The sequence below is a fragment of the Nostoc sp. S13 genome (assembly GCF_029379315.1).
Lineage (GTDB): Bacteria > Cyanobacteriota > Cyanobacteriia > Cyanobacteriales > Nostocaceae > Nostoc.
This window is the reverse complement of the sequence record NZ_JAQYWQ010000110.1, coordinates 1-23,242: the sequence shown is the minus strand read 5'-3', so window position 1 is coordinate 23,242 and position 23,242 is coordinate 1. Positions and strand designations below refer to the sequence as shown.

The following is a 23,242-nucleotide window of genomic DNA, read 5'->3' as shown; positions in this document are numbered from 1 at the left end:
TTTGACTTTGCCACTCTTCAGATGTACGGAGCTTGTTCAAAACTCAAATAGGATTCCTATATTTTCCTCAACTAGTAAATTACAACCGATTGCGTCTTCTTAAAATAACCGCACTCAATTTAATTCGCTACGAATTAATGAAATGCTGTCCTAAGAAAACCTTTGCGTAAGGTTTTTAGAAAAATCATTACATACAGATAATATTTGGAGGCAATATTCATGCAGCACTTGCGTCAGCTATTAGAAATAAAAAACTCGGAGTTAGCCCGGTTACTGCGGTTTAACTTGTATGGACTAGAGGCTACTTTAAATCAGGCTCGCACAGAATTTCCACTAGATCCAGGAGCCAAAGTATGCGATGATGTGCTGCAAGAACTTCATAGCCTGTTGCAACCTGCACCCCCACAGCAAAATACTGGTTGGGAAGATGCGCCAGATGATTTAAAACTAAGTCGCCTCCGGGAAGCTTTCGATTCTGACTTAGAACTTAATTATTATCTGGGTAATTCCCAACTGCAAAGCCAAACAGATGCTGATTTGTGGAATGAGATTCAACGCAAACTGCTGCGGATACCAGAGGATTTGGCTGCATCTTGGCGACAGCACACCTTGGATCTGGCTGAAGAAGTTGGTGCGATCGCAGATAATTCTAATCTCTTTCAACTTCCCTTTATCCGCGATGAAATTATCTATCCCGGTCTGAGTGGTACTATTAAGACTCAGGGATTGAGCTTATCTCAACAAGCACTTTTAAACTCTCAAATTACCCAAGCTAATGCATCTAATTTACCAGCAGGTTTCCTATATTTATATATAAATTTTATTGAAATCGACCCGGATTTACATCATGCTTTAAAAAGCGTTTTTAGCTTTGATGTTATCTCTTTAGACTCCAAACCAGAACAGCGCCACCAATACATTGATGCTTTAAGCGATCGCTTCCAACGCACCCAAAAAGCTGAGGAAAATGCTGATCCTCTGTCAATTCTCCGTGCTTGGATTGACATGGACGAAGCAGTACACTCTTTAGTATTCGTACCACCGGCTGAACGCTATTCTTGGTGGGGAAAGCTGCAACACGAATCACGACGCATCCTGAAGAAAGTCACTAATCAAGCGATTAATGAAGGTAATGAAGTGCGAATTCGCCAATTATCGGGACTTTATGCGGATATCTGTGCTTTATCTAAGGATGACTTACAACTAGACTGTGGTGGTATTCCTGGCGAAGTCTTAACTTGTCTTCGCGTATATGCGCGAATTAATCAAGAAGAATCTCCAGGTCGTGTAATATTTCGCTCATCCCGCTAGTTGCTGGCGAGTTTTCTAATTCTTGAGATTATCAGGTAAGGCAGACGATTTTGCGATCGCCGCCTTGCCTGATAATCTAATGGAACTAAAAACCTTTAAATCTAGAGGATACCCCAAAAGTGTAAAATTCCTTGACCAGAAAACGCTTCAAGTGCAACAGCTGATAAAAAACCAATCATTGCAAAACGACCGTTCCAGTTTTCGCTCTGAGGAGTAAATCCCCAGCGCAAAGCATTAGGATCTTCTGAAACCGAAGGCGTAGTCTTCTTAACGTTTGCCATAAATAATACTCCGAGCTTTTATGTTCTAACAGTTATGACTGCATGTAAAGTAATGTAACAGACTTTTACAAAAATGCAACATAAACTCCAGAGAAAATTCAGTTAGTGAGTATATATTACGGATACGTAATTTTATGTTAGTAGGTTTGCGATCGCTCCATTTAGAAGATTCGTATGGTAATCTTTGGAGAGTTGTTGCAATTTTTACCAGCTTTGCCTGTATTTGCTAACCTAGTGCAAAGTCATCAGATATTTTGTCACTTCATAAGGTTTAGCAATGTCAGTAAAACAATTATCTCTATTTGATCAGCAACCAGAAGATTCAAATAAATTTTTTGCTCGTAAAAGACCCTGGTCAGCAGCAAAACATAGGATAATGCTGAAATATATACAGGCTCATTGCTATAATTTGGGCGGCAGTAAATCCTATCAATCTATGTATATTAACTATGTTGATGGTTTTGCAGGAGCAGGCAAATATGATGAAGGTATTGGTATTGAAAACTTTGTAGATAAATCGAAGTTTTGGCAGAGATATAACACTGAACTTTTGGATACTGACGGTTCGCCTTTGATAGCTCTTAAATGTGCTAAAATATTCGGTCTTGAAGAACGTGTTACTTTAAGATGTTTTTTTACTGAGGAAGATAAAGACCTTAACCAAGAACTTAAGAGTAATTGTAATTTAATAGGTGAAGGATTGTCCTATAAAGTTTATGAACCTCAAAGATTTGACAAAGCGTTGACTCAAATAATGAATGAATTGGAGGAGTACCCAACGTTATTTTTTCTAGATGCCTTTGGAGTTAAGGGAGTAACTTTTGAGCAAATATGTTCTATTGCCGATTACGTCAGTAAATATAAAGGAGAATTATTTTTACTGTTTCATAACCGCGCAGTAGCCCGTCATGCAGGTTTATATAAAACAAGCTATAAAAATTCCAAAGATCAGAAAACTGCCGAAACATATACACAAAATTTAACTAACTTATTAGGTCATAATTCTGATTTAGACTGGAAAGACAAGTGGCTAGAATGCCAATATCAAGAGCAAAAACAAAAATTTGAAAGGTGGGCGCTTGATTACTTTAAGTCTAGGCTTCAAAAAGAAAGTAGTTTTAAAGGAGTCGCTAGTTTTGAAATAAAGGAGACATACAATGATTCTAGACCGCAGTACAATATTGTAGTTGGTAGCAACCATCCAAGGAAAGCTTTTGGTGAATTTTTAAACGAATTTTTTTGTGAAGAAAATAGGTTACTTTTCTTTGAAGATGACAAAAGTGGAAAAAATCATAAATTTTTGACTCAATCATGGAATCGTGAAAATGATGAACGAGTTGAAATAATTAGACCCGAAATCATTGAAATCTTACGAAGAAATAATCAAGATTGGATAATGTTGAAAGACGTAATAAGTCTTATTATTCTTGAAATTGGCAAACTAGGTTATTTAAGTAGACCTAAGTATAGAGAAATTTTGGTGGATTTTCATAAAAAAAATATCATAGAAGCTAAAAAATTGGGCGCAAGAGGTAATTTAACTTTGGATAATTACATCAGAGCAGTACAATAATACTAATATAGTTAAGCTAGTTTTAGTTGGAGAGTAAAATTCTATGTCAGTATCTTCAACAATAGAATGGACAGAAGCTACATGGAATCCTACCACTGGCTGTCATAAAATTAGTCCTGGTTGTCAAAATTGTTATGCAGAACGTTTTGCAGAACGGTGGCGAGGTGTTGCTGGTCATCCCTATGAACAAGGTTTTGATTTAAAAACTTGGAATGAAAGACTGAGAATGCCTCTTTCATGGAAGAAACCTCGCCTAATTTTTGTTAATTCTATGAGTGATTTATTCCTTGATGATATTTCAGAAGAATTTATCAAAGATGTATTTGATGTTATGAAAAAAGCTAGTTGGCATCAGTTTCAGCTATTAACTAAACGTCCACAAAGGATGCTTAAAATAGCTAACTGTATAAAAGAGTGGCCTCCTAATGTTTGGGCTGGGGTAAGTATTGAATCTCAAGCTTGGGTATGGAGAAGTGAAATTTTAAAAGAGATTCCTGCGAAAACTAGATTTTTATCTTGTGAGCCTCTTTTAGGTTCTTTAACGCTGTGTTTAGATGATCTACATTGGATTATTGTTGGTGGAGAATCTGGTGTAGGTGCTCGTCCTATGAATATTGAATGGGTAAGAGATATTAGAGAGCAGTGTATCGAAGCTAATGTGCCATTTTTCTTTAAACAATGGGGAGGCGTTCAAAAGAAAAAATATGGCAGAGAACTTGATGGAAGAACTTGGGATAGTTTTCCAGAAAATGTAGCTGATACAAGCACTAAACAAGTATCAGTTTTAAAATGAATATGTCCGTAAATGATTATCAAAAGCCCTCTGCGATATCCTGGTGGAAAGTCGAAAGCAATCAATCAAATAGTTGAATATTTACCAGAGAGCTTTTCTGAATTTCGAGAGCCTTTTGTAGGTGGTGGTTCTGTATTCATTTATTTAAGACAGAAGTTTCCTGATATCAAAATTTGGATTAACGATTTAAACTGCGAACTCTTTTTATTCTGGAAGTTTGCTCAATCTGATATAGCTCAGTTAGTTAAAGAAATTCGACATATTAAAGTTAAATATACAGATGGTAAATTACTCTTTGCAGAATTGGCTAAGGTAGATGTCAATAATTTATCTGATTTAGACAGAGCAGTTCGCTTTTTCGTACTCAATAGAATTACTTTTTCAGGAACTGTAGAATCAGGTGGCTTTTCCCAAGAAGCTTTTTATAAAAGATTTACTGATTCTTCAATAGAACGATTAGAAAAGTTAGAAGATATTTTATCAGAAAATGTTCAAATTACTAATTTAGATTACAGTCATCTATTAAAAAAAGGAGAAGATGTATTTTTATTTTTAGATCCACCATATTTTAGCGTTACTAAATCAAGGCTATATGGTAAAAAGGGTGACTTGCACACCTCTTTTGAACATCAGAGATTTGCTGAACTTTTGCAACAATGTCATCATCGCTGGCTAATTACCTACGACGACTCACAGCAAATTCGAGAAAATTTTCAATGGGCTAATATTTCAGAGTGGGAATTACAGTACGGAATGAATAACTATAAACAAAGTGGTGCGGCTAAGGGAAAAGAGCTATTCATTACTAACTATAGGACTCCTATTTGATTTTTGAACAAATTAAGTACTAATCGAAAAGGCTTATTCCCTACTCCCCACTCCCTATTTCCTACTCCCAGCCTACGCAAGTCAGTTCAATAATCAAAGCGGATTACTATATGAAGTTCAACGGAATTTAGACAAAATCGCATCTTCTATTGCATAGTCTAGCAACCACGGTGTCGCAAACTGCTCCGGTTCTTGAGGTGAATGATTCCTCTGCCAATCAATGGTTTGCCGCAATGCTTCATCTAACGGCACAATTTCCTTATATCCCAACTCTTGACGGATACGAGTTGAGTCTACAAACCAATCTTGCTCTGTATTGACAGGCAACTTCCACTCTGATGGTAACTGGCTTTTGGGTACGATAACAACTTTACCCTGCCATCCTGCTATTTTCCCGATTCTGCTGATGCGTTCAGTTTCGGTAAATGCTTCTACATCAGCGACATGATAAATACGACCAGTTGCACGTTGGTTTGTCACTGCTAGTGCGATTGCATATGCTACATTCTCTACATAGCCGTAAGAGCCACGCCATCGAGCCGTACTGTCTTCCAAAACAATCGCAGGACGCTTATCATCCATCCTCTGAAGATAGCAATACAGGCGATGCCGGAAATCTCTGGAACCATATACCATTGGCAGGCGTATAATCGTTCCGGGTAAGTTGGATGCCATCACCACCCGCTCCACCAGAATCTTTTCATAATCAATTGGCACGTTGAGCGGTCTAGAGGGCATTTCCCGGTATGGACAGAGTTGTTGGCGCAGGGACGAATCTTCAGTAAGCGGTACAAACACAACATCAGATTCCTTACGCCAAAGCACATCGTATGCACGATACACATCCATACTGCTAATCACAACAACACGCTGGGCAATACCCTCAAGTGTGTTCGTTAGAGTTAGTGCATCTTGTTCGTTATAGGCAATCATATCTACCACAACTTCAGGAGAAAGCTGCCTAAACTTGCTTTTCATCTCAAAAAGATGGGAGCGATCGCCCAAAATCTCATGCACATTTGGTGGTAAGTTAGTTGTAGTTTTTCCCCGATGAAATACGCTCACTTCATGACCCATTGCAATCAGTTGACGGACTACAGGAGGGCCAATAAAATTTGTCCCACCAATGATGAGTATTTTCATTTTTGGTTTCCATTCCATTGCTGTTTATCGATATTAGAGTTATTTGCAGATTGAATAGATGCAGATGTTTTCAAGATGATACTGTCAATTAAACCGTAAGTTTTTGCTTCTTCGGCACTCATGAAAAAGTCACGTTCAGAGTCCAGTTCAATCTGCTCTGGCGATTTACCAGTATTGGCAGCGAATATTTTGTTAATTAATTGGCGGAAATACAAAATTTCTTTGGCTGCAATTTCAATATCAGATGCTTTTCCCTGAGCGCCTCCTAATGGTTGATGAATCATAATTCGAGCATTTGGTAGAGCATATCTTTTGCCCTTAGTTCCAGCAGCAAGCAAGAATGTTCCCATTGAGGCAGCAACACCGATGCATACAGTACATACTTCTGAACGAATTTGATTCATGGCATCGTAAATAGCCATTCCTGCTGTCACCGAACCTCCAGGACTGTTAATATACAATGTGATATCTTGCTCTGGATCTTCAGCATCAAGAAATAGCATTTGTGCAACGATAAGATTAGCTATCTCATCTGTTACTTCGTTTCGTAAAAATATAATTCGCTCTGTAAGTAAGCGTGAATAAATATCTAATGCTTGCTCCCCTCTTTCTGATTGTTGAATAATGATTGGAATGCTAAGTTGAGACTTGAAATTCATATTTTATACCTCAAGAAAAAACAAACTATTAATTAAAAAACTAGATTTCCCAAAAATTATTTATGCATTTTTTGGAATAAATTAGGATTTTTATAATTCCTCAACTATTCCCATCTCACCAAGACGAATTGTAATTAGATCAACCGACGTAATTGCTTTATGAGGGCCATTCTGGGTATGAGCAGGCGTAAACCAAAATGTTCCTGCTTTGCATTCACGTCCAGCAGTTTCAATAGTTCCATTCAAAACATAAACATATTCATCACAAGGATGGTAGTGAACTGGAATAACTGTGCCAGCAATCATTCGTAATCTATGAATTGAACCTTTTGGCACTGGTTCAGCTAATGGCAATAATTTTATTCCTGGAACAGGCTGGCACATCATACTGTCTTGCCAAGTGAACGCTAGCCGTTTTGGCTCATCGAGTTCAATTACCTCACAATCTATGTTTCCCTCCAGCCCTGGCAGTGTCGAATGCAAAAATCGGAATTTGTGTCCCAAAGGCGGCTCAAAGTCGTTTTCCATTAACCATACTGCCAATGCCTGACGGTTGGTGAGTACTTGCCAAACCCGTTGGGGAGGATAGGGATAAAACACTTCCATATTCAAGTTTTGAAGCATCAATTTTCCTCCAAATAATTGCCAAGGGCATCGAGTTTTTCTTGCCAAAACTGCTCGTAATGAGCAATCCATTCAGATATCTGTTTCAATGGCTCCGGGTTTAGCCGATAGAAGCGCTGTCGCCCTGCTTTCCGCATTTGTACTAAGCCTGCTTCGCAAAGAATCTGTAAGTGCTGAGAAATCGCTGGCAAGCTCATGGCAAATGGCTGGGCTAGTTCTTTGACTGGTTGCTCACCACTACGTAACAGATCCAGTAGCGCCCTGCGTGTGGGATCTGCGATCGCCACAAAAACATCGGCACTGGCAGCAGGTCTACTCATTCCAATTAACCATATACTTAAGCAAACGCTTAACTATTTAGATAATACATAAGTAATTGCTTAAATGTCAACCTTTAACAACAGCAAAAGGTATGGTTGGTCTACTTCGGCTGATCTCCGTTCTGATCCGGCACAAAGCCAATCAGTTGGATTTTAATTTCCCAAGCTTGGCTGCTACTTTCTCATTTTTCGGTAGGATAGCTCCCATACCCACAAAAATCTTAGCTATGATAACTTCTCCAATCCCTGCTCAAGAATCTTCTGGTAGCTGGTATATCCTGCTGCAACAATTAATAGATGGCCAATCCTTGTCCCGTACTCAAGCTGCTGAATTGATGCAAGGTTGGCTCAGTGAGGCAGTTCCCCCAGAGTTATCAGGGGCTATTTTAACAGCGCTGAACTTTAGAGGCATTTCTGCCGACGAGTTAACCGGCATGGCTGAAGTATTACAATCTCAATGTTCCCCACTCAGCACTCAGAAATCAGCACGGGCTAAACGCCCCGCTACCGCTAACACTACGGTAATAGATACCTGTGGCACTGGTGGAGATGGTTCATCAACCTTTAATATTTCCACAGCCGTTGCATTTGTCGCCGCAGCTTATGGTATACCCGTCGCCAAACACGGCAATCGTTCAGCTTCAAGTCTCACGGGGAGCGCAGATGTATTGGAAGCCTTGGGTGTAAACTTGAGTGCATCTAGTGACAAGGTGCAAGCAGCACTACAAGAGGTAGGGATCACTTTCTTGTTTGCCCCTGGTTGGCATCCAGCACTCAAAGCGGTTTCCTCATTACGGCGGACTCTCAGGGTACGAACGGTGTTTAATTTGCTCGGGCCCTTAGTAAATCCTTTGCGTCCAACTGGACAGGTGGTGGGGTTATTTACTCCCCAACTTTTGGCAACTGTTGCTCAAGCATTAAACAATTTGGGTAAGGAAAAGGCGATTGTGCTGCATGGGCGAGAAAAACTCGATGAAGCTGGGTTAGGAGATGAAACTGACTTAGCGGTGTTATCAGATGGAGAAGTGCAGTTAACTACCATTAATCCCCTAGATTTGGATTTAACTCCTGCTCCCATAGGTATGCTTCGAGGTGGGGATGTCCAAGAGAATGCGGTAATTCTCAAGGCGGTACTCCAAGGTAAGGGAACTCAGGCGCAACAAGATGCAGTTGCCTTAAATGCTTCGTTGGCGCTACAAGTAGCGGGTGCGATCGCCTTCCTCGATCATGCCCAAGGTATTAAAATCGCTAAGGATATCCTACAAAGTGGCGCGGCTTGGACAAAGTTGGAGCAGTTAGTCGAGTTTCTGGGGAATTGATTTGCGATCGCAATTGCGGGCGGAATTCTACCACATTACGTTTGATGGTGACATCGTAGTTGCCAAAAAAGTCATGTCCTAAAAGTCCAGTTTCAAGTTCCGCACCGGCGATCGCTACTGCTACTTTATTCACTATTACCCCGCCAACTGCCATCGAATTAACATAGCCCACAGGAAATTCTACAGCTCTAGAACTAGCGGTGTTTGCCTTTGCTTTCCCGACTGGCACGATTCCCAAAGCATTGGCCATCTCTTGGGTGATTACAGTGCCACTGGCTCCCGTATCCACAATCATCTCAAATTGTTGCTGGCCATTGAAGGTGACTTCGACAATTGGCGTTCCACCAATCCGCCTTTTAATCGGGGCTGTAAATACTGCTTCATCAGGAATCAGCACTGCTGATGATGGCAAACCTGACTCTGCTGGTGACAGTTTTGTTGCTACAGAAGGTGAGGTTAACTTTGGGATGGTTGGTCTGTGGGGAACAACAATTACTATCCTCTGAGGTTCGGCAACGCGCACAGGACGAGGATTGGCTTGCTGTTGGGCATATTTAATTTGCCGCCGATATTCAGCAATTTTGGTTTGAGCGATCGCAAATTCTAGGTTTTGTCGCCGCACTTTTCGCATCAGCGCGATCGCATCCTGGTACTGACTCACCACCAAATTCCAATCATCTGGAGATTGAGCAGATTGGCTGATACTCCAAGCGCCAACAGCTTTGTCGCGCCCCATCTCAAAAAGACTTGGTTCACTTTCAGACGGCTCTAGCGGCTGCGCTGCTGGGGTAGCTGCTGGTGTTACTGGTTCGACAGTAGGCTGTACTGATGCCAGATCCCCAATTGGCGTAGGTTGATCATTGCCACCAGTCGCAGTGTTGCGTTTGTCTTCACTACAGGCAACACACAAAACCGCTAGAGCGCTTGATAGAAAAATTAGGGTTGCACGGGATAAAAAGGACTGAAGCATAATTAATTTTAACTGCCCAAGCTTTGCCAAATCCACTCCCGCTACTTTAATTAATTCCCTTTTAATTTTAATTAACTATCCGAAAAACTCCCAATTGCTAAACTCATGGGATAATTAACAATCGCAGTATTGGCGAATCGGGAAGAATTTTCCCAATGCCCTGTTTGCTCAATGCCCGATCCCCACTCCCCAATCTACTATGCCCCTGACTGACGCAATACCAGCTTTACTTGTCCTAGCAGATGGAACCACTTATCGCGGTTGGTCTTTCGGTGCTACGGGAACCGCGATCGGAGAAGTGGTGTTCAACACTGGCATGACCGGCTATCAAGAAGTCCTGACTGACCCTAGCTACTCCGGGCAGATTGTCATTTTTACCTATCCCGAATTGGGGAATACTGGTGTCAATCCTGAAGATGAAGAATCAGATCACCCCCAAGTGCAAGGTGCGATCGCGCGTAATATTTGTCACCGACCAAGTAACTGGCGATCGACACAATCCTTGCCTGACTACCTTAAACAAAACCAAGTACCAGGGATCTACGGCATCGATACCCGCGCCCTCACCCGCAAAATTCGCATATTCGGAGCCATGAACGGTGGCATTTCCACAGCCATTCTTGATGAAGCAGAATTGCTACAGCAGGTACAGGCGGCTCCCAACATGGCAGGATTAAATCTGGTTAATGAAGTGACTACCCCAACGGCTTATGAATGGTCAGATGCCACAATTCCAGCTTGGGAATTCAACTCTGAGGCTGCGGAAAATCTTGGGGAACCCTTTACCGTTGTTGCCCTTGACTTTGGCGTAAAACGCAATATTTTGCGTCGCTTAACAAGTTATGGTTGTCGGGTGATTGTTGTGCCTGCTGATACATCACCAGAAGAAATTCTCAACTACAATCCAGATGGTGTATTTCTTTCTAATGGGCCTGGCGACCCTGCTGCCGTCACCGAAGGGATTGCAACTGCCAAAGCGCTCCTGTTAAGTCAAAAACCCATCTTTGGTATTTGTATGGGACACCAAATTTTAGGTCATGCATTAGGAGCAGAAACCTATAAACTCAAATTTGGTCATCGTGGTTTGAATCAGCCTGCTGGCTCACAACAACGGGTAGAAATTACCAGCCAAAACCATAGTTTTGCTATTGACCCAGATTCTTTATCTACGGCAGTTGTGGAAATCAGCCACCTAAACTTAAACGATCGCACCATTGCCGGGATACGTCACAAATCTCTACCTGTATTCTCCGTACAGTATCACCCAGAAGCCAGTCCTGGCCCCCACGATGCTGATTACTTGTTTGAGCAATTTGTTCAAGCCATGCGAACAGCACGTCAACCCCTGGGGGGAATTCAAAATTAAAAATTAAAAATGAAAGGTTTATTTTTGAACTATGCATTTTTAATTTGGAATTGCAGCAAAGCAAGAGTCAATTTGTCGCATCTGGGATTAAATAAAAATAGCAAAATGCAAATGTGGGACTAGGGACAAGGAAACGGGGACAAGGGAGACAAGGGAACAAGGAGAATAACCATACCCAATGCCCAATGCCCAATGCCCAATGCCCAATGCCCAATGCCCTATTCCAGCAGATTGTAGACAACTTGCTCAAAAACCATCTATACTTGAGCGTTCACTTTAACTCATGAGGAGGGAATTATTGCTGAGCCACTAAATCTAACCGTTAGCCTGAGGGGCACTCGTGAAGTCCGGGATAACTGTCAGCTATTCCGCCTCACAGGTTTGTTAGATGCTTTTTCTGAGCCGACATTTCGCAAGACACTTGGCAGCAAAATTGTCGAAGGCCCGAAGCACATTATTTTGGATCTCTCACAAATCGACTTTGTTGATAGCTCTGGCTTGGGTGCTCTGGTGCAGCTAGCCAAGCAGGCTCAAACGGCTGAGGGCACTTTGCAAATTGTCACGAATGCCCGCGTCACTCAAACGGTCAAGCTTGTTCGCCTAGAGAAGTTTCTCTCCCTGCAAAAATCAGTTGAAGACGCTCTAGAAAACGTCAAGTAGCCTTGATTGCTTGAACCGAGAGATCAATTCAGCTATCCAGATTCAACATCGGATAGCTTAATTTTTAAAACTTCTGGCAGAAAACCTCTCTCCTTGTGGGAGAGGAACAAAGCCAGTTGAGCTATTATGTTTAAAGTTGAGCAATAACAAAGATATAGACACCCAGTTCTTGGGTGTGTAATTGTTGGCTAGAATATTTGGATAAACAACCAAGTCCGCAAAAGTTGTAATAAATACAAAGCCAGCAGATTTATCTATAGGTTAACTTGACTCAATACTGTATAGTTAAAAATTGTCGCTTAGTAAGTAAGCATGGGAATGGGATCAAGTAACAGCGTGAGTTTGATGTCAAAATTTTACACTATCTAAGGCACAGACCACAAGGAGTAAGCGAAATTTGGCTTATAGGCGTTGACATCAGGGTGATTTAAAATGCCAACTCTCAATCAAAAAAATGAAATTAGGAAGTAATTTTGATAGTATTGATTATGCTAAGTATACTATCATGGCATACTTCAGAAAAATCAGTCTTTGTGAAGAATGCCCGCCAAATTTAGCCCGTCAAGGAATGATTTATTTGTGAAGTCAGAGGAGGAAGAGCTATTAAATGGACAAGATGAAACTCCCAAACAGAGCTTATCTTGGACTCAACCACTCTTGGCAACCACAGCGCCATTCCAACAGATTTCCCTCTCACAAGTGCAACAAATTTCTCCTAGTGCTTTAGCATATTTGGGGGATGCAATTTATGAGTTGTATGTTAGAATTTTCTATCTGCTGCCATTGCAGCGGTCAGGAATTTACCATCGTCTGGTAGTGGAGCAGGTAAGAGCGGAAACCCAAGCGCTACATTTGCGATCGCTGATTCCTCATCTCAGGGACACCGAATTAGAAATTGTCCGACGGGGTAGAAACGCCGCGACAGGACGCCCTAAGCGACTTAATCCCGAAATTTATCAACAGGCAACTAGTCTAGAAACCTTAATTGGCTACTTATATCTCACCAATTACCAGCGTCTAACCGAACTGTTGCAAATACTCAATATAGAAAAAGAGTGAAAACTCAATTTCACAATGGCCACAACAGTAGATTAGGCTCAATAAATTGAGGTAATCGGGATAATTAACCATACGCTATATCCATAACTAAAATGCAGAATAAACCAAGAAAAGTCAAGACTTCTAGCGAACCCAATCGCGGACAACCCGTAAAAATTCAGGGTAAGCGTGTTGTTGCTAATCCGACTCGCAATCCCAGGAAAATAGATAGCAATCCCATTTCTGTTGCTAATCCGACTCGCAATCCTAGGAAAATAGATAGCAATCCCATTTCTGTTGCTAATCCGACTCGCAATCCCAGGAAAATAGATAGCAACCCCATTTCTGGCAACTCCCGCCAACGAAATAGCAACTTATCCCAGCCGTCTGTATCTATAGAATCGACAGAAGATAGCGATCTCATCTACGGTCGTCATCCAGTATTGAGTGCGTTGCAAAATCAGCGCAATCTCAACCGTCTCTGGATTACTACCCGTCTCCGGTACGATCCCAGCTTTCACCCTTTTCTTCTACAAGCGAAAGAAAATGGCACAGTTATTGACGAGGTTGAACCCAAGCGCTTAGACTATCTCACCAACGGGGCTAATCACCAAGGTGTGGCGGCACAAATTGCTCCTTACGGTTACATCGAATTGCCAGATTTAATTGAGCAGTCCAAATCTGTAACCGATGCCGTAATTGTGGTGGCTGACGGAATTACTGATCCCCACAACTTGGGAGCAATTATTCGCACTGCCGAAGCAATAGGCGCTCAAGGATTGGTGATTCCCCAAAGAAGAGCATCTGGGATTACTTCTACTGTCATGAAAGTAGCAGCAGGCGCTTTAGAAAATTTTGCTGTAGCCAGAGTTGTCAACCTCAGCCGCGCTTTAGAAGAATTGAAAGAAGCTGGCTTTTGGATTTATGGCGCTGCTGCCAGTGGGAGCGAACCGGTGCATACAATCAATTTCACTGGCCCAATCGTTTTGGTCATCGGCTCAGAAGGTGAAGGTCTGGGTATGTTGACTCAACGCTCCTGTGATTTCTTAGTATCGATTCCTCTACAGGGTAAGACTCCCAGCCTCAATGCCTCGGTAGCGGCGGGTATGGCACTTTATGAAATTTATCGCCAGCGATCGCTAAATACGCTGTACTTAGATAAATTACAAAAAATTTCTTTGAAAAAATAACAGTAACAGAGTATAAAGAAATGTAAAAGATAATAAAGCACAACATCGTTTAACACCCTGTAGCACGTTTAGAAATCATCGAAAACCATGAAAACCATTTGGCATAACCTGAAGGAAGTGTTAATTAACACATTCGACTACATTGGCTTGGCTTGGTGGGTAGAGATTGTAACACAGAATCCCCGATGCACGTACTACTTCGGGCCATTTCTGACTTCTTCTGATGCTAGATTGTCAAGCACTGGATATATAGAAGATTTGGAGATTGAAGGAGCGCAGGGAATTGCTGTGCATGTCAAGCGCTGCAAACCTAATACCTTAACAATCGCTGAAGACTTGGGGGAAAGATTTGACCGCAAAGTACAGCCTGTCTTTGGCGGTCAAATTTAAGTTAGGCCAGAGTCAAGATAATTCGTAATTTGTAATTGCTAATTTCGAGTTCTAATTACGAATTGTTTGTTCAAGAGTCAAAAACCCTTGAACTATTGACTACCAATTACCTGCGGATGTTCTTCCAGCCAATGATCAATGTCATTCAGCACTAGCTGGGGAACTTCCCACGGGAAAAGATGGGCGGTATTGGGATAGCACTGCCACTGAGAATTTTGGAGGTGTCGAGCAGTTTCTAAGCTGGAATCAGATGTGATATGGCGGTCTTGTTCACCAGCAAGTACTAAACTAGGACATTGTATTTGTGGCAAATCTAGAAGTCGGTTGTATCCCGATTGAATTGCACTATAGAGGGCGCGAGTAGCAGCAGGAGAGGTTTGCAAATAAGCTGGTACTGCTTCGGTTGCGATGTAGTTGTAAGTAGTGGGTGTGTGTTGTTGGATCAGGTAGCCCAAAAGCGATCGCTTGGCAAAAGTTTCAATATTCCATTGCCAACTCGGTTTTATATAGTTTAGTAGACCAGCAACGCCAGTATATAAATTATCTTGCCAAGTGATGGGAGGATGACTGCCACGGGGTTTTGCGGCCGTAGCCACCAAAATCAGCCCTGTAACCCGCTCTGGCAAACGTAATGCCAGTTCCATTGCCAGAATGCCCCCAAGTGACCATCCCAATACTAGGCACTTTTCAATCTTAAAGCGGTCTAGCAGAGCCTCTAAATCAGTCAAATGGTCATTCATATCAAAATTGCTATTGCAGCGACTTTTGCCATATCCACGCAAATCAGGGGCAAAAGTTTGATAACGTTTTGATAAATGATTGGTAAAGACAGAAAGACTACGACCAGTACCAGGATGACCGTGTAAGCCCAGAATGGGAAATCCTTGACCTTGGATGTAGACATTGAGACGTCTAGGAGTAGTATGATGATGGCGATCGCTCATGATTCGCCTTTCTCCTGTCTGCCGAACAAATGTTCTAAAATGCGTTGGCTTTCAGTTCTAATTTCTCTAATTTCAGTCACAACTTCTCTGAGTTCAGGGACAATCGCTTCAAAGTAACGTTGAGTTGCTTCATGGTTGAGCTGATATATCTCAACTACCTGCACCAAGGAATTTACGGTTGAGCGTAGCGCAACTCTATTCGCTTATGGATAGCTGCCGTATTCGCTTTAGCCCAATTCTGGGGGTTTAAGTAAAAGGGCGGTTAGAAACGGCATCTACAAGAGGCAAAACCCACCTCCGTGGGTTAAAAAACCTTAATTTTATCTTTGTCCACGGAGGTTTGGCTCTTGTTTGTGTAGCCAAGCCAGTGCAATCTTCCCCTATGAGCAACTGGCGCATGAATTCCATTCGCTAGGGCTTAAAGTTGATACCAATAAGCAATATTGTGCCCCTACCGTGTATTACTCCAAATGAGAACCGCCATAGTACCTATTGCTAATCCCGAATTATGTTGGAGTGCTTTCCACCAGTTTATTTTCTTGGCGCAGATAAGCTTGGATGAATGTATCAAGTTCGCCATTCATCACATCGCCAATTCCGGTTGTTTCAGTATTTGTACGTAAGTCTTTTACCATCTGGTAAGGGTGAAAGACATAGTTACGAATTTGGTTTCCCCAGGAGGCTTCCACCATATCACCACGAATTTCGGCAATTTCTTGGGCACGTTGCTCCTTAGCTATGACCAACAGCTTTGCTTTGAGGCGATTTAGGGCTTTCTCTTTATTTTGCAGCTGCGATCGCTCTTCTGTACAACGCACGGCAAGACCCGTGGGAAGGTGAACAACCCGAACCGCCGTTTCTACTTTGTTGACGTTCTGCCCACCTTTCCCACCAGAGCGAGTTGTGGTGATTTCCAAATCCTTATCTGGAATATCCAATTGCACAGAGTTATCTATCTGTGGCATCACTTCCACCCCGGCAAAACTGGTTTGTCGCTTACCGTTAGCATTAAAAGGTGAAATTCGCACTAAGCGATGTGTACCCATCTCCGATCGCAAGTAACCATAGGCATAGCGACCGGTAATTTCTAGGGTTGCCGATTTAATTCCGGCTTCATCACCCTCCGACTCTTCAGCTAAAGTTACCTTATAGCCGTGAGCTTCGCCCCAACGGGTGTACATCCGCATCAGCATAAATGCCCAGTCTTGAGCATCTGTGCCACCAGCACCAGCACTAATCGTCAGTACAGCACCTTCCGCATCATAGGGGCCAGAAAGTAACTGTTGTAACTCCCACTGATCGAGGTCACGATTCAGTTTAGTGATGGTAGATTCCGCTTCTTGGAGTAGTGCCTCATCGGTTTCTAACTCCAACAACTCAACAACAGCCTTAGTATCTTCTAGATTGGCGTGCCAGCGATCGTACTGCTGGAGGTGGGCTTTGAGATCGTTGAGTTCTTGCAGCGTTTGTTGGGCTTGGGTTTGGTCATGCCAAAATTCTGGTTGAGCGGATATTTTTTCGAGGTCTTGAATTTTGGCTGTCAGTGCAGGTACGTCAAAGATAGTCCTGGGTTTTACCCAGGCGGCCAGACAACGTTTCGATTTCGCGTTTGAGTTCTAAGACTTCCATAGTGCTTGGTGAATGATAGATAGAGCGCTTTAGATTGGAAAATTGCTCTTTATTCTACTTACATTTATTAATTTTAGCTGTATTTGGACAAATTCTCTCCGCACTACTTCTATAAGTTACAAAAATTACTTGGAATTATCAAGCGCTTCTTTTGTCACTGAAGTGGTTTGATTTTGCTGTTGCAGATAGGCTGTGATAAAAAAATCAATCTCACCGTCCAAAACCTCTGCCGCAGCAGGGGTTTCTACATTGGTACGTAAATCTTTCACCTTGGTGTAAAGATGCAAGAAATATTCACGGATGAGCTTGCTGGTTAAAGATTTTATCTGCCGAGGTTGAATTTCGTCAACTTGCTGGACACCTTGAGCTAGTGCGTAGGCGTAGCCAGCCCTAGGCATCGCAAACAGTTTACTCTTGAGAATAGCTAAGGCTTTCCCTTTATTTTGTATCTGGTTACGTTCTTGGTCGCAAAATAGACTAATCCCGGTAGGAATGTGAAACACCCGCACCCATGTTTCTGGACGGTTGACACTCCCCCAATGGCGCGGCAAAGTAATTTCTAAATGCTTCTCTGGAATCTTAAATTTAATGGACTCATCCAAAATAGGACTGACTTCTACACTGGCTAGACAAGTATGCCGCCTGCCATTGCCATGAACAGGAGAAATTCGCTCTATTCTTGCATGAGTTCCTTGTTCCGATTTCAGTCAGCCATAGGCATAATGCCCTGTAATTTCTAGGGTGGCATGTTTGACCCCTCTTAAATCACCTTCTGACTCTTCCACTAGATATACTTTATGATTATGATTTACTGCTCAACGATAGTATAGCCGCAATAACATAGATGACCAATCTTCAGCATCTACGCTACCAACCTCAGCAGTAATTGTCAAGAATGCCCCCTTTTGGTCGCAGGGGCTGGACAGTAATTGTTGTATTCCTACTATTTCGAGTTCTTGCTGAAGTTGGGTAAGATTGGTTTGCGCCTCTGTTAATAATTCCTCATCAGCAGATAATTCTAGTAGTTCTAGTGCAGCCTTGATCTCTTCTATAATGAAGTGCGATCGCTGATATTGTTTCTTTTTAGCCTTGAGTGATTCAATTTCTTGAAGTGTCTGATAGTAAGTAACAGAATTATCCCAGAAAGTAGATTGAGAAATTAATTGATTCAAGTCCTCAATTCTTGCACCCACTTCTCGGAGGTCAAAGACAGCCTTCAGCCTTTGTTAAGATATTAGACAACCTTTCTACTTCGCGCTTGATATTTAAGAGTTCTAGCATAGTTTTGCTCACATGAGGCTGAACTTATCTACATGTTCTACTATTAAAGCGATGAAAAAAACCGTGGTTGCTGAAATTTAACCACGGTTTTTACTTTATAAAACTTTACTTCTGTTAGTACCTACAGACAATTAATTGCGGCCATTTATAGAAATTAGCAACCGCAAGATAAAGACGAACAAGTTGATGTAAGTTAGGTACATCGACAAAGCAGCAGGCAGATATTGGTCATCGCTGTAAGTGCGGGGCAAAATATAGAAATCGACAACAGAAACCCCAACAAATAGAAATACCCCCAAACCGGAGATGGCGATTTCTAACCAATTTGGCGTGTAAACACCAAACATGGCAAATCCGAATTGGGCTAGACACACAACCACCAAGGCAATAACGCCAAGATTGATGGTTTTCGTCAAAGCCATGCCGTCTTGTTCAGAGAGATTTGAACCAATTTGACGGGCAAAAATAAAAGTAACGCCACAACCAAGGGCAGCCAACCCAATGCCTTGAATGCCAACACCTTGGGATCTCAAGGCGACAAATACCAAGCCACTAAGAGTATATCCAGACAAGAGGCTGTAGGTTGCCAACAGAGGTAATGCAAGTCCCTTGTTACCTTTTTGGGCAACATTTTGAGCAACAAAGAACAAAATTAACTCCAAAATCACCGCACCAATGAAGGTAGGAAAGAATATTCCGGGGTTAGTACGGATAACTCCCAAACCGCCGTAGGTTCCTAATGCCGTTAGCACCAATCCACCACCGACATAGGGCAGGGCGTTGGCAATTACATTTGGGCCAACGAGGGCGTGAGATTTAGCCTCACGGATAGCTTCACGAAAATTACTGGTATTGCTCATATTGAAAAACTGTTTTTTAGGAAAACGTTCTGCTTATTCCTATTCTTACCAAGATTTACGGCAAGAAACCAGGAAAGGGTTACGCAAGTTAGAAGACTACTAAACAAAAAAGATTATGCAATCTTGAAATTTTTATCTAAAAATCAAAAAAAACCTGCAACACAGAGGTTAGAAAAATCATGCGTAAAAATACTGAACTGTGGAGTCCGACCCTTGATAAGTTCAGTGAAACGACGATGGCTTATTTAGCCTTGACTAGGGAAAATAATGACAGCTTAAAAGAAAATATACGCAGCTCCATTTTCTGAGGAATAGGAGTTAAAACAAGGGAATGTATATGGCAACAAGTGACTCCTCTTTACGAATTGATGGTATAGAATTATTACACTTGTACCACCAGAATCCTTCTATTAAACTTCGTAATAAACTTGTACAGTTACATACTGGCTTAGTGCGGAAGATGGCTCATAAATTTAGCCATCAATGTAATGAACCCTATGAAGATTTAGAACAAATCGGTTATTTTGGTTTGATTAGGGCAATTGAGCGCTTCGACCCTAGCCAAGGATTTGCTTTTAGTTCCTTTGCTGTACCATATATTCGCGGTGAAATGCTGCACTTTTTGCGCGATCGCAGTACTCTATTAAAAATTCCCCGTCGTTGGCAAGAACTGTACAATGAAGGACAAAAGATTCGCAAAGACTTGGCAATGTCTTTAGGTCGCCTTCCCAAAGATGCTGAAATCGCCAAGGAACTTCGGGTATCTCTGCAAGAATGGCAAGAAACCAAGTTAGCTGCTCAAAACCGTATGCCTTTGAGTTTAGATGCGACCGCACTTAACTATGTTGATTGCCAAATAACCTTGGGTGAGGCACTTCCTTGTCCTCGTTCTCATGTTCTCCTGCAAGAAGAAGAAGAACGGCAACAACTCCAAGGTGCAATAAATATGTTAGAAGAAAAGCCCCGTATGGCAGTTGAAATGGTATTTTTGAAGGAACTGTCTCGCAAGGATGCTGCTAAGAATATTGGCACTAGTCCAATGACGGTAACGCGCTATTTGCAAAAGGGAATTCAAGATTTGATTTGCTATTTGCAACCACAGGTAATGCCCACTGGATTTTAGTCTTGCTGAGTCAAAAATCCGATGACCAATGACTAATGACTAATGACTAAATTATCGAGATTTTAAATCAGCGATCGCACCTTTGGTCATAGCAGCAATGGCTTGATCTGTAGCTTTCGGCAAATGATAATATTTACCGCCTGCTGTTTGCGATAATTCCTTAGCAAAACCCGTGGACACAAATTTACTTTCCGTATCAATTACTAATAGTTGCATCCCCAAAGCCCGGATTCTGGCAGCAATTTCTAATAATTCTCCTTTGATATCTGGCTTTTCTCCTGGTTCTAGCTGTTCACCCAAAGAACGCGCTAAGGGAATATTACCTCGTCCATCAGTGATTGCTACAAGCACAACTTGCCCAATATCTCCGCTCATCTGGGCATTTAAGCCGACGCGCACAGCTTGGGTTAAACCATGTGCTAAGGGCGAACCCCCACCACAGGGCAACCTTTCTAAGCGGTTACGCGCTAAGGCAATAGAACGTGTTGGAGGCAATAATACCTCCGCTTGTTCTCCCCGGAAGGGAATCAATGCTATTTGGTCGCGGTTTTGATAAGCTTCTGTCAACAGTTGCATCACCGCACCTTTAGCCGATTGCATTCGGTTCAGGGCCATTGAGCCAGAAGCATCTACCACAAATACTACCAACGCCCCGGCTTTCCGTACTAGGCGTTTCGAGCGAATATCAGCCTGTTCGACAATAACTTTTTTATCTGGGTGTCTTTCTCTTCGGGCTTTTTGATAAGGAGCCGCAGCTCTCAGGGTAGCATCTACTGCAATGCGTCGCGCTTTTCCCTTAGGCAACATCGGCTTAATGTAGCGTCCCCTGTCATCCGAAAAGATGACACTACGACTACCAGATTTACCTTGTCGCTTTGCCATTTGAGTAAAGTAAAGCACGGTGTCATCAAGAATTACCCCTTCCGGATCAAAAATGAATTCTTCCGGGATACTAGGGGGTTCTTGCTCTTGATTTTCTTCCTGTTCTTCTTGTTCTTCCTGTTCCTCTTCTGATTCGTCCTGGGGTTCTTCTTGATTCTGTGGTGGTGGTGGAGGTGGTGGCGGTGATTGTTCTGGTGGTGGTGTCTGCACAATTGTGGCGCGTGGTACAATCACCAATTCCACAGCATGGCGCAAATCTTCGGCATTGACTGTTGTTCTTCCCTCCAAAGCCGCCGCCGCTTTGGCAACCCGCGTGGCGAATAACTCGGCGCGATGTCCCTGAACTCCGCCGCGAATCGCCTCATCTACTAAGTAGGCAATTTGTTCATGGCTGATAGTTACTTCTTTCAACCATTCCCGTGCCAAGATGATTTGGGTTTTGAGCGCGTCTAAGTCTTCGTTGTACTGTTGGAGGAAGTCTTGGGGAGATTTAGAATAGGCGATCGCAACTTCAACGGCTGCTACTCTTTGATCTAAGCCGAGTACACCGTCAGCAGAGAGTGCGATCGCAATTCTATCTAGCAAATGCTCCCGTAATCCGCCTTCTTCTGGGTTGTAGGTGGCAATAAACAAAGATTTACACGGATGCTGAAAACTAATCCCTTCCCGTTCAATCTGGTTGCGTCCCTCAGATAATACTGTTAGAAGCTGATTTGATATTTGATCATCTAATAGATTAATTTCATCTACGTACAGTACACCTCGGTTTGCTGTAGCGAGTAACCCAGGCTGAAAAATAGTATCACCTTCTTTTACCGACTTTTCCACATCCACTGAACCCAGGAGTCGGTCTTCAGTGATACCTAGAGGAATTTGCAAAAAAGGCGCTCTGATGATTTCGACGGAAACATCTTGAATGTCTTTATCTGCATACTCTGCCAAAAGTTGATCATCCCATTCTTCTGGGTGGTTGGGGTCACAGTTGCTGATTGAGCCTTTGACAACTTCAATAGGCGGTAGTAGAGCGTGGATAGCACGAGCCATCACAGATTTTGCCGTACCGCGACGACCTGCGATCGCCACTCCCCCCAAACCAGGATCAACTGCGGCTAACAGCAAGGCTAATTTAATTGCTTCTTGACCGACTACGGCTGTCAAGGGAAAGGCAGTGATCGTGGAATTGATGGTAGGCGCAGGCATGGTTTGCTTTCATAGCGAGTCTCGGTCTTTAGCATACCAATTTCTGACACATTTAGAATATAGGGACGGTTAGGCGATCGCATTTCCCTTGGGAGGATAATTTATGAGTATTGCTCAGACTAAACGCTTCACGCTGGATGAATACCACAGGCTTACTGAATTGGGCTTTTTCCATGAAGATAACCACATTGAATTAATCAACGGGGAAATTATTGAAATCGCAGCCAAAGGTACAGCTCATGAAACTTGTTTGCGAAACTTGTTGCGGGAACTTCCAAAAATTATAGGTGATCGGGCAACTTTGCAATCTCAAGCTCCGATTGCTTTACCACCTAATAGCGAACCTGAACCAGATTTTGCTATTCTTCAAAACCGAGATGATAATTATCTTTCTGGTCATCCTCAAGCTGCTGATATGTTATTGGTGATGGAGGTTTCAGATTCTTCTTTGGACTATGACCAAGATGTGAAAATTCCTCCTATGCTAAAGTAAATATTACTGATTATTGGATATTTAATTTATTCGATAATTATTTGGAAAGCTACAGTGAACCATATGAGGATATTCAAGCTAAATATGGTTATTTAAATAAGCGAATTTTCTTGTCAAATCAGGTAATAAATTTTCCCTGCTTCCCTGATTTATCTCTTGATTTAGTTAGGGTATTTCCGCCCAAACTGAATTTTTAAACTTTGCTATAGCAATCCTAAATCATTCGTGAAAAGTTAGATCCCCGACTTCTTAAAGAAGTCGGGGATCTGGACACTGCAAATTTTCACAAATCAGATAGGATTGCTATAGGAATCCTATTTGAGTTTTGAACAAGCTCCGTACATCTGAAGAGTGGCAAAGTCAAA

23 protein-coding genes and 2 pseudogenes are annotated in these 23,242 nt (G+C 42.2%); 13 read left to right on the top strand and 12 right to left on the bottom strand.

Annotated features, from left to right (window positions below; genetic code table 11):
* Window positions 1-219 precede the first annotated feature (219 nt).
* Complete coding sequence (locus PUQ00_RS25910) at window positions 220-1,311, top strand: hypothetical protein (protein ID WP_300422103.1); 1,092 nt, start codon at window positions 220-222, stop codon at window positions 1,309-1,311.
* Between the two features lie 101 nt (window positions 1,312-1,412).
* On the opposite strand, the gene PUQ00_RS25905 is transcribed toward PUQ00_RS25910, so the two are convergent.
* Window positions 1,413-1,592, bottom strand: a complete 180-nt coding sequence (locus PUQ00_RS25905; RefSeq protein ID WP_300422102.1) for a high light inducible protein — start codon at window positions 1,590-1,592, stop codon at window positions 1,413-1,415.
* Window positions 1,593-1,869: 277 nt separating this feature from the next.
* Here PUQ00_RS25905 and tcmP point away from each other — a divergent pair, with 277 nt between their 5' ends.
* Genes tcmP through PUQ00_RS25890 form a run of 3 tightly spaced genes read left to right on the top strand, consistent with a single transcriptional unit; the run spans window position 1,870 to window position 4,786 of the window.
* Window positions 1,870-3,165, top strand: coding sequence for a three-Cys-motif partner protein TcmP (gene tcmP / locus PUQ00_RS25900; protein ID WP_300422100.1), 1,296 nt, complete (start codon window positions 1,870-1,872; stop codon window positions 3,163-3,165).
* A gap of 43 nt (window positions 3,166-3,208) precedes the next feature.
* On the top strand, window positions 3,209-3,958 hold the full coding sequence (locus PUQ00_RS25895) for a phage Gp37/Gp68 family protein (protein ID WP_300422098.1): 750 nt from the start codon (window positions 3,209-3,211) through the stop codon (window positions 3,956-3,958).
* Between the two features lie 15 nt (window positions 3,959-3,973).
* The gene (locus PUQ00_RS25890) at window positions 3,974-4,786 is read left to right on the top strand and encodes a DNA adenine methylase (RefSeq protein ID WP_300422106.1); all 813 of its coding nucleotides are present in this window, start codon (window positions 3,974-3,976) and stop codon (window positions 4,784-4,786) included.
* A gap of 117 nt (window positions 4,787-4,903) precedes the next feature.
* Here the strand turns inward: PUQ00_RS25890 and PUQ00_RS25885 are convergent, their stop codons facing one another.
* The 4 genes from PUQ00_RS25885 to PUQ00_RS25870 form a co-directional block, all read right to left on the bottom strand.
* A complete protein-coding gene (locus tag PUQ00_RS25885; protein WP_300422096.1) occupies window positions 4,904-5,929 on the bottom strand; it encodes an NAD-dependent epimerase/dehydratase family protein in 1,026 nt (341 codons plus the stop codon).
* On the bottom strand, window positions 5,926-6,588 hold the full coding sequence (gene clpP / locus PUQ00_RS25880) for an ATP-dependent Clp endopeptidase proteolytic subunit ClpP (protein ID WP_300422094.1): 663 nt from the start codon (window positions 6,586-6,588) through the stop codon (window positions 5,926-5,928). The genes PUQ00_RS25885 and clpP overlap by 4 nt, the downstream gene beginning before the upstream one ends.
* Before the next feature lie 90 nt (window positions 6,589-6,678).
* A complete protein-coding gene (locus PUQ00_RS25875) occupies window positions 6,679-7,212 on the bottom strand; it encodes an SRPBCC domain-containing protein (protein ID WP_300422093.1) in 534 nt (177 codons plus the stop codon).
* Window positions 7,212-7,532, bottom strand: a complete 321-nt coding sequence (locus PUQ00_RS25870) for a metalloregulator ArsR/SmtB family transcription factor (RefSeq protein ID WP_229492935.1) — start codon at window positions 7,530-7,532, stop codon at window positions 7,212-7,214. The genes PUQ00_RS25875 and PUQ00_RS25870 overlap by 1 nt, the downstream gene beginning before the upstream one ends.
* A gap of 227 nt (window positions 7,533-7,759) precedes the next feature.
* Here PUQ00_RS25870 and trpD point away from each other — a divergent pair, with 227 nt between their 5' ends.
* The gene (gene trpD, locus PUQ00_RS25865) at window positions 7,760-8,851 is read left to right on the top strand and encodes an anthranilate phosphoribosyltransferase (protein ID WP_300422091.1); all 1,092 of its coding nucleotides are present in this window, start codon (window positions 7,760-7,762) and stop codon (window positions 8,849-8,851) included.
* Here the strand turns inward: trpD and PUQ00_RS25860 are convergent.
* The gene (locus PUQ00_RS25860) at window positions 8,781-9,821 is read right to left on the bottom strand and encodes a retropepsin-like aspartic protease (protein WP_300422090.1); all 1,041 of its coding nucleotides are present in this window, start codon (window positions 9,819-9,821) and stop codon (window positions 8,781-8,783) included. The two genes, trpD and PUQ00_RS25860, sit on opposite strands and share 71 nt — an antisense overlap.
* Window positions 9,822-10,020: 199 nt before the next feature.
* On the opposite strand from PUQ00_RS25860, the gene carA reads away from it, so the two are divergent.
* The 6 genes from carA to PUQ00_RS25830 all read left to right on the top strand — a co-directional run bounded on the left by carA (window position 10,021) and on the right by PUQ00_RS25830 (window position 14,465).
* Complete coding sequence (gene carA / locus PUQ00_RS25855; protein ID WP_300422089.1) at window positions 10,021-11,187, top strand: glutamine-hydrolyzing carbamoyl-phosphate synthase small subunit; 1,167 nt, start codon at window positions 10,021-10,023, stop codon at window positions 11,185-11,187.
* Window positions 11,188-11,300: 113 nt separating this feature from the next.
* On the top strand, window positions 11,301-11,474 hold the full coding sequence (locus tag PUQ00_RS25850; RefSeq protein WP_300422088.1) for a hypothetical protein: 174 nt from the start codon (window positions 11,301-11,303) through the stop codon (window positions 11,472-11,474).
* 7 nt (window positions 11,475-11,481) lie between these two features.
* Complete coding sequence (locus PUQ00_RS25845; RefSeq protein WP_300422105.1) at window positions 11,482-11,847, top strand: STAS domain-containing protein; 366 nt, start codon at window positions 11,482-11,484, stop codon at window positions 11,845-11,847.
* A 579-nt stretch (window positions 11,848-12,426) separates the two neighbouring features.
* A complete protein-coding gene (locus PUQ00_RS25840) occupies window positions 12,427-12,906 on the top strand; it encodes a ribonuclease III domain-containing protein (RefSeq protein WP_300422087.1) in 480 nt (159 codons plus the stop codon).
* 92 nt (window positions 12,907-12,998) lie between these two features.
* A complete protein-coding gene (gene rlmB, locus PUQ00_RS25835) occupies window positions 12,999-14,075 on the top strand; it encodes a 23S rRNA (guanosine(2251)-2'-O)-methyltransferase RlmB (RefSeq protein WP_300422085.1) in 1,077 nt (358 codons plus the stop codon).
* 87 nt (window positions 14,076-14,162) lie between these two features.
* Window positions 14,163-14,465 (top strand): DUF1816 domain-containing protein, encoded by a 303-nt coding sequence (locus tag PUQ00_RS25830; protein WP_300422084.1) that lies wholly within the window; start codon window positions 14,163-14,165, stop codon window positions 14,463-14,465.
* A gap of 92 nt (window positions 14,466-14,557) precedes the next feature.
* On the opposite strand, the gene PUQ00_RS25825 is transcribed toward PUQ00_RS25830, so the two are convergent.
* The 5 genes and pseudogenes from PUQ00_RS25825 to PUQ00_RS25805 all read right to left on the bottom strand — a co-directional run bounded on the left by PUQ00_RS25825 (window position 14,558) and on the right by PUQ00_RS25805 (window position 19,179).
* Entirely contained in the window at window positions 14,558-15,409 is an 852-nt protein-coding gene (locus tag PUQ00_RS25825) for an alpha/beta hydrolase (protein WP_300422083.1), read from the bottom strand.
* On the bottom strand, window positions 15,406-15,576 hold the full coding sequence (locus tag PUQ00_RS25820) for a hypothetical protein (protein WP_300422082.1): 171 nt from the start codon (window positions 15,574-15,576) through the stop codon (window positions 15,406-15,408). The genes PUQ00_RS25825 and PUQ00_RS25820 overlap by 4 nt, the downstream gene beginning before the upstream one ends.
* Before the next feature lie 339 nt (window positions 15,577-15,915).
* A protein-coding gene (gene prfB / locus PUQ00_RS25815) for a peptide chain release factor 2 (protein ID WP_300422080.1) occupies window positions 15,916-17,038 on the bottom strand; the annotation gives its coding sequence in 2 pieces (ribosomal slippage) (window positions 15,916-16,965 and window positions 16,967-17,038; 1,122 coding nt in all).
* 125 nt (window positions 17,039-17,163) lie between these two features.
* Window positions 17,164-18,319, bottom strand: a pseudogene (locus tag PUQ00_RS25810) (PCRF domain-containing protein).
* Between the two features lie 131 nt (window positions 18,320-18,450).
* Window positions 18,451-19,179, bottom strand: coding sequence for a Bax inhibitor-1 family protein (locus PUQ00_RS25805; protein WP_300422079.1), 729 nt, complete (start codon window positions 19,177-19,179; stop codon window positions 18,451-18,453).
* Window positions 19,180-19,516: 337 nt separating this feature from the next.
* Between PUQ00_RS25805 and PUQ00_RS25800 the strand changes: the two genes are divergently transcribed.
* On the top strand, window positions 19,517-20,302 hold the full coding sequence (locus PUQ00_RS25800; protein ID WP_300422077.1) for an RNA polymerase sigma factor SigF: 786 nt from the start codon (window positions 19,517-19,519) through the stop codon (window positions 20,300-20,302).
* A gap of 51 nt (window positions 20,303-20,353) precedes the next feature.
* On the opposite strand, the gene bchD is transcribed toward PUQ00_RS25800, so the two are convergent.
* Window positions 20,354-22,384, bottom strand: a complete 2,031-nt coding sequence (gene bchD, locus PUQ00_RS25795) for a magnesium chelatase ATPase subunit D (RefSeq protein WP_300422076.1) — start codon at window positions 22,382-22,384, stop codon at window positions 20,354-20,356.
* Window positions 22,385-22,487: 103 nt separating this feature from the next.
* On the opposite strand from bchD, the pseudogene PUQ00_RS25790 reads away from it, so the two are divergent.
* A pseudogene (locus PUQ00_RS25790) lies at window positions 22,488-23,074 on the top strand (Uma2 family endonuclease).
* Window positions 23,075-23,242 lie beyond the last annotated feature (168 nt).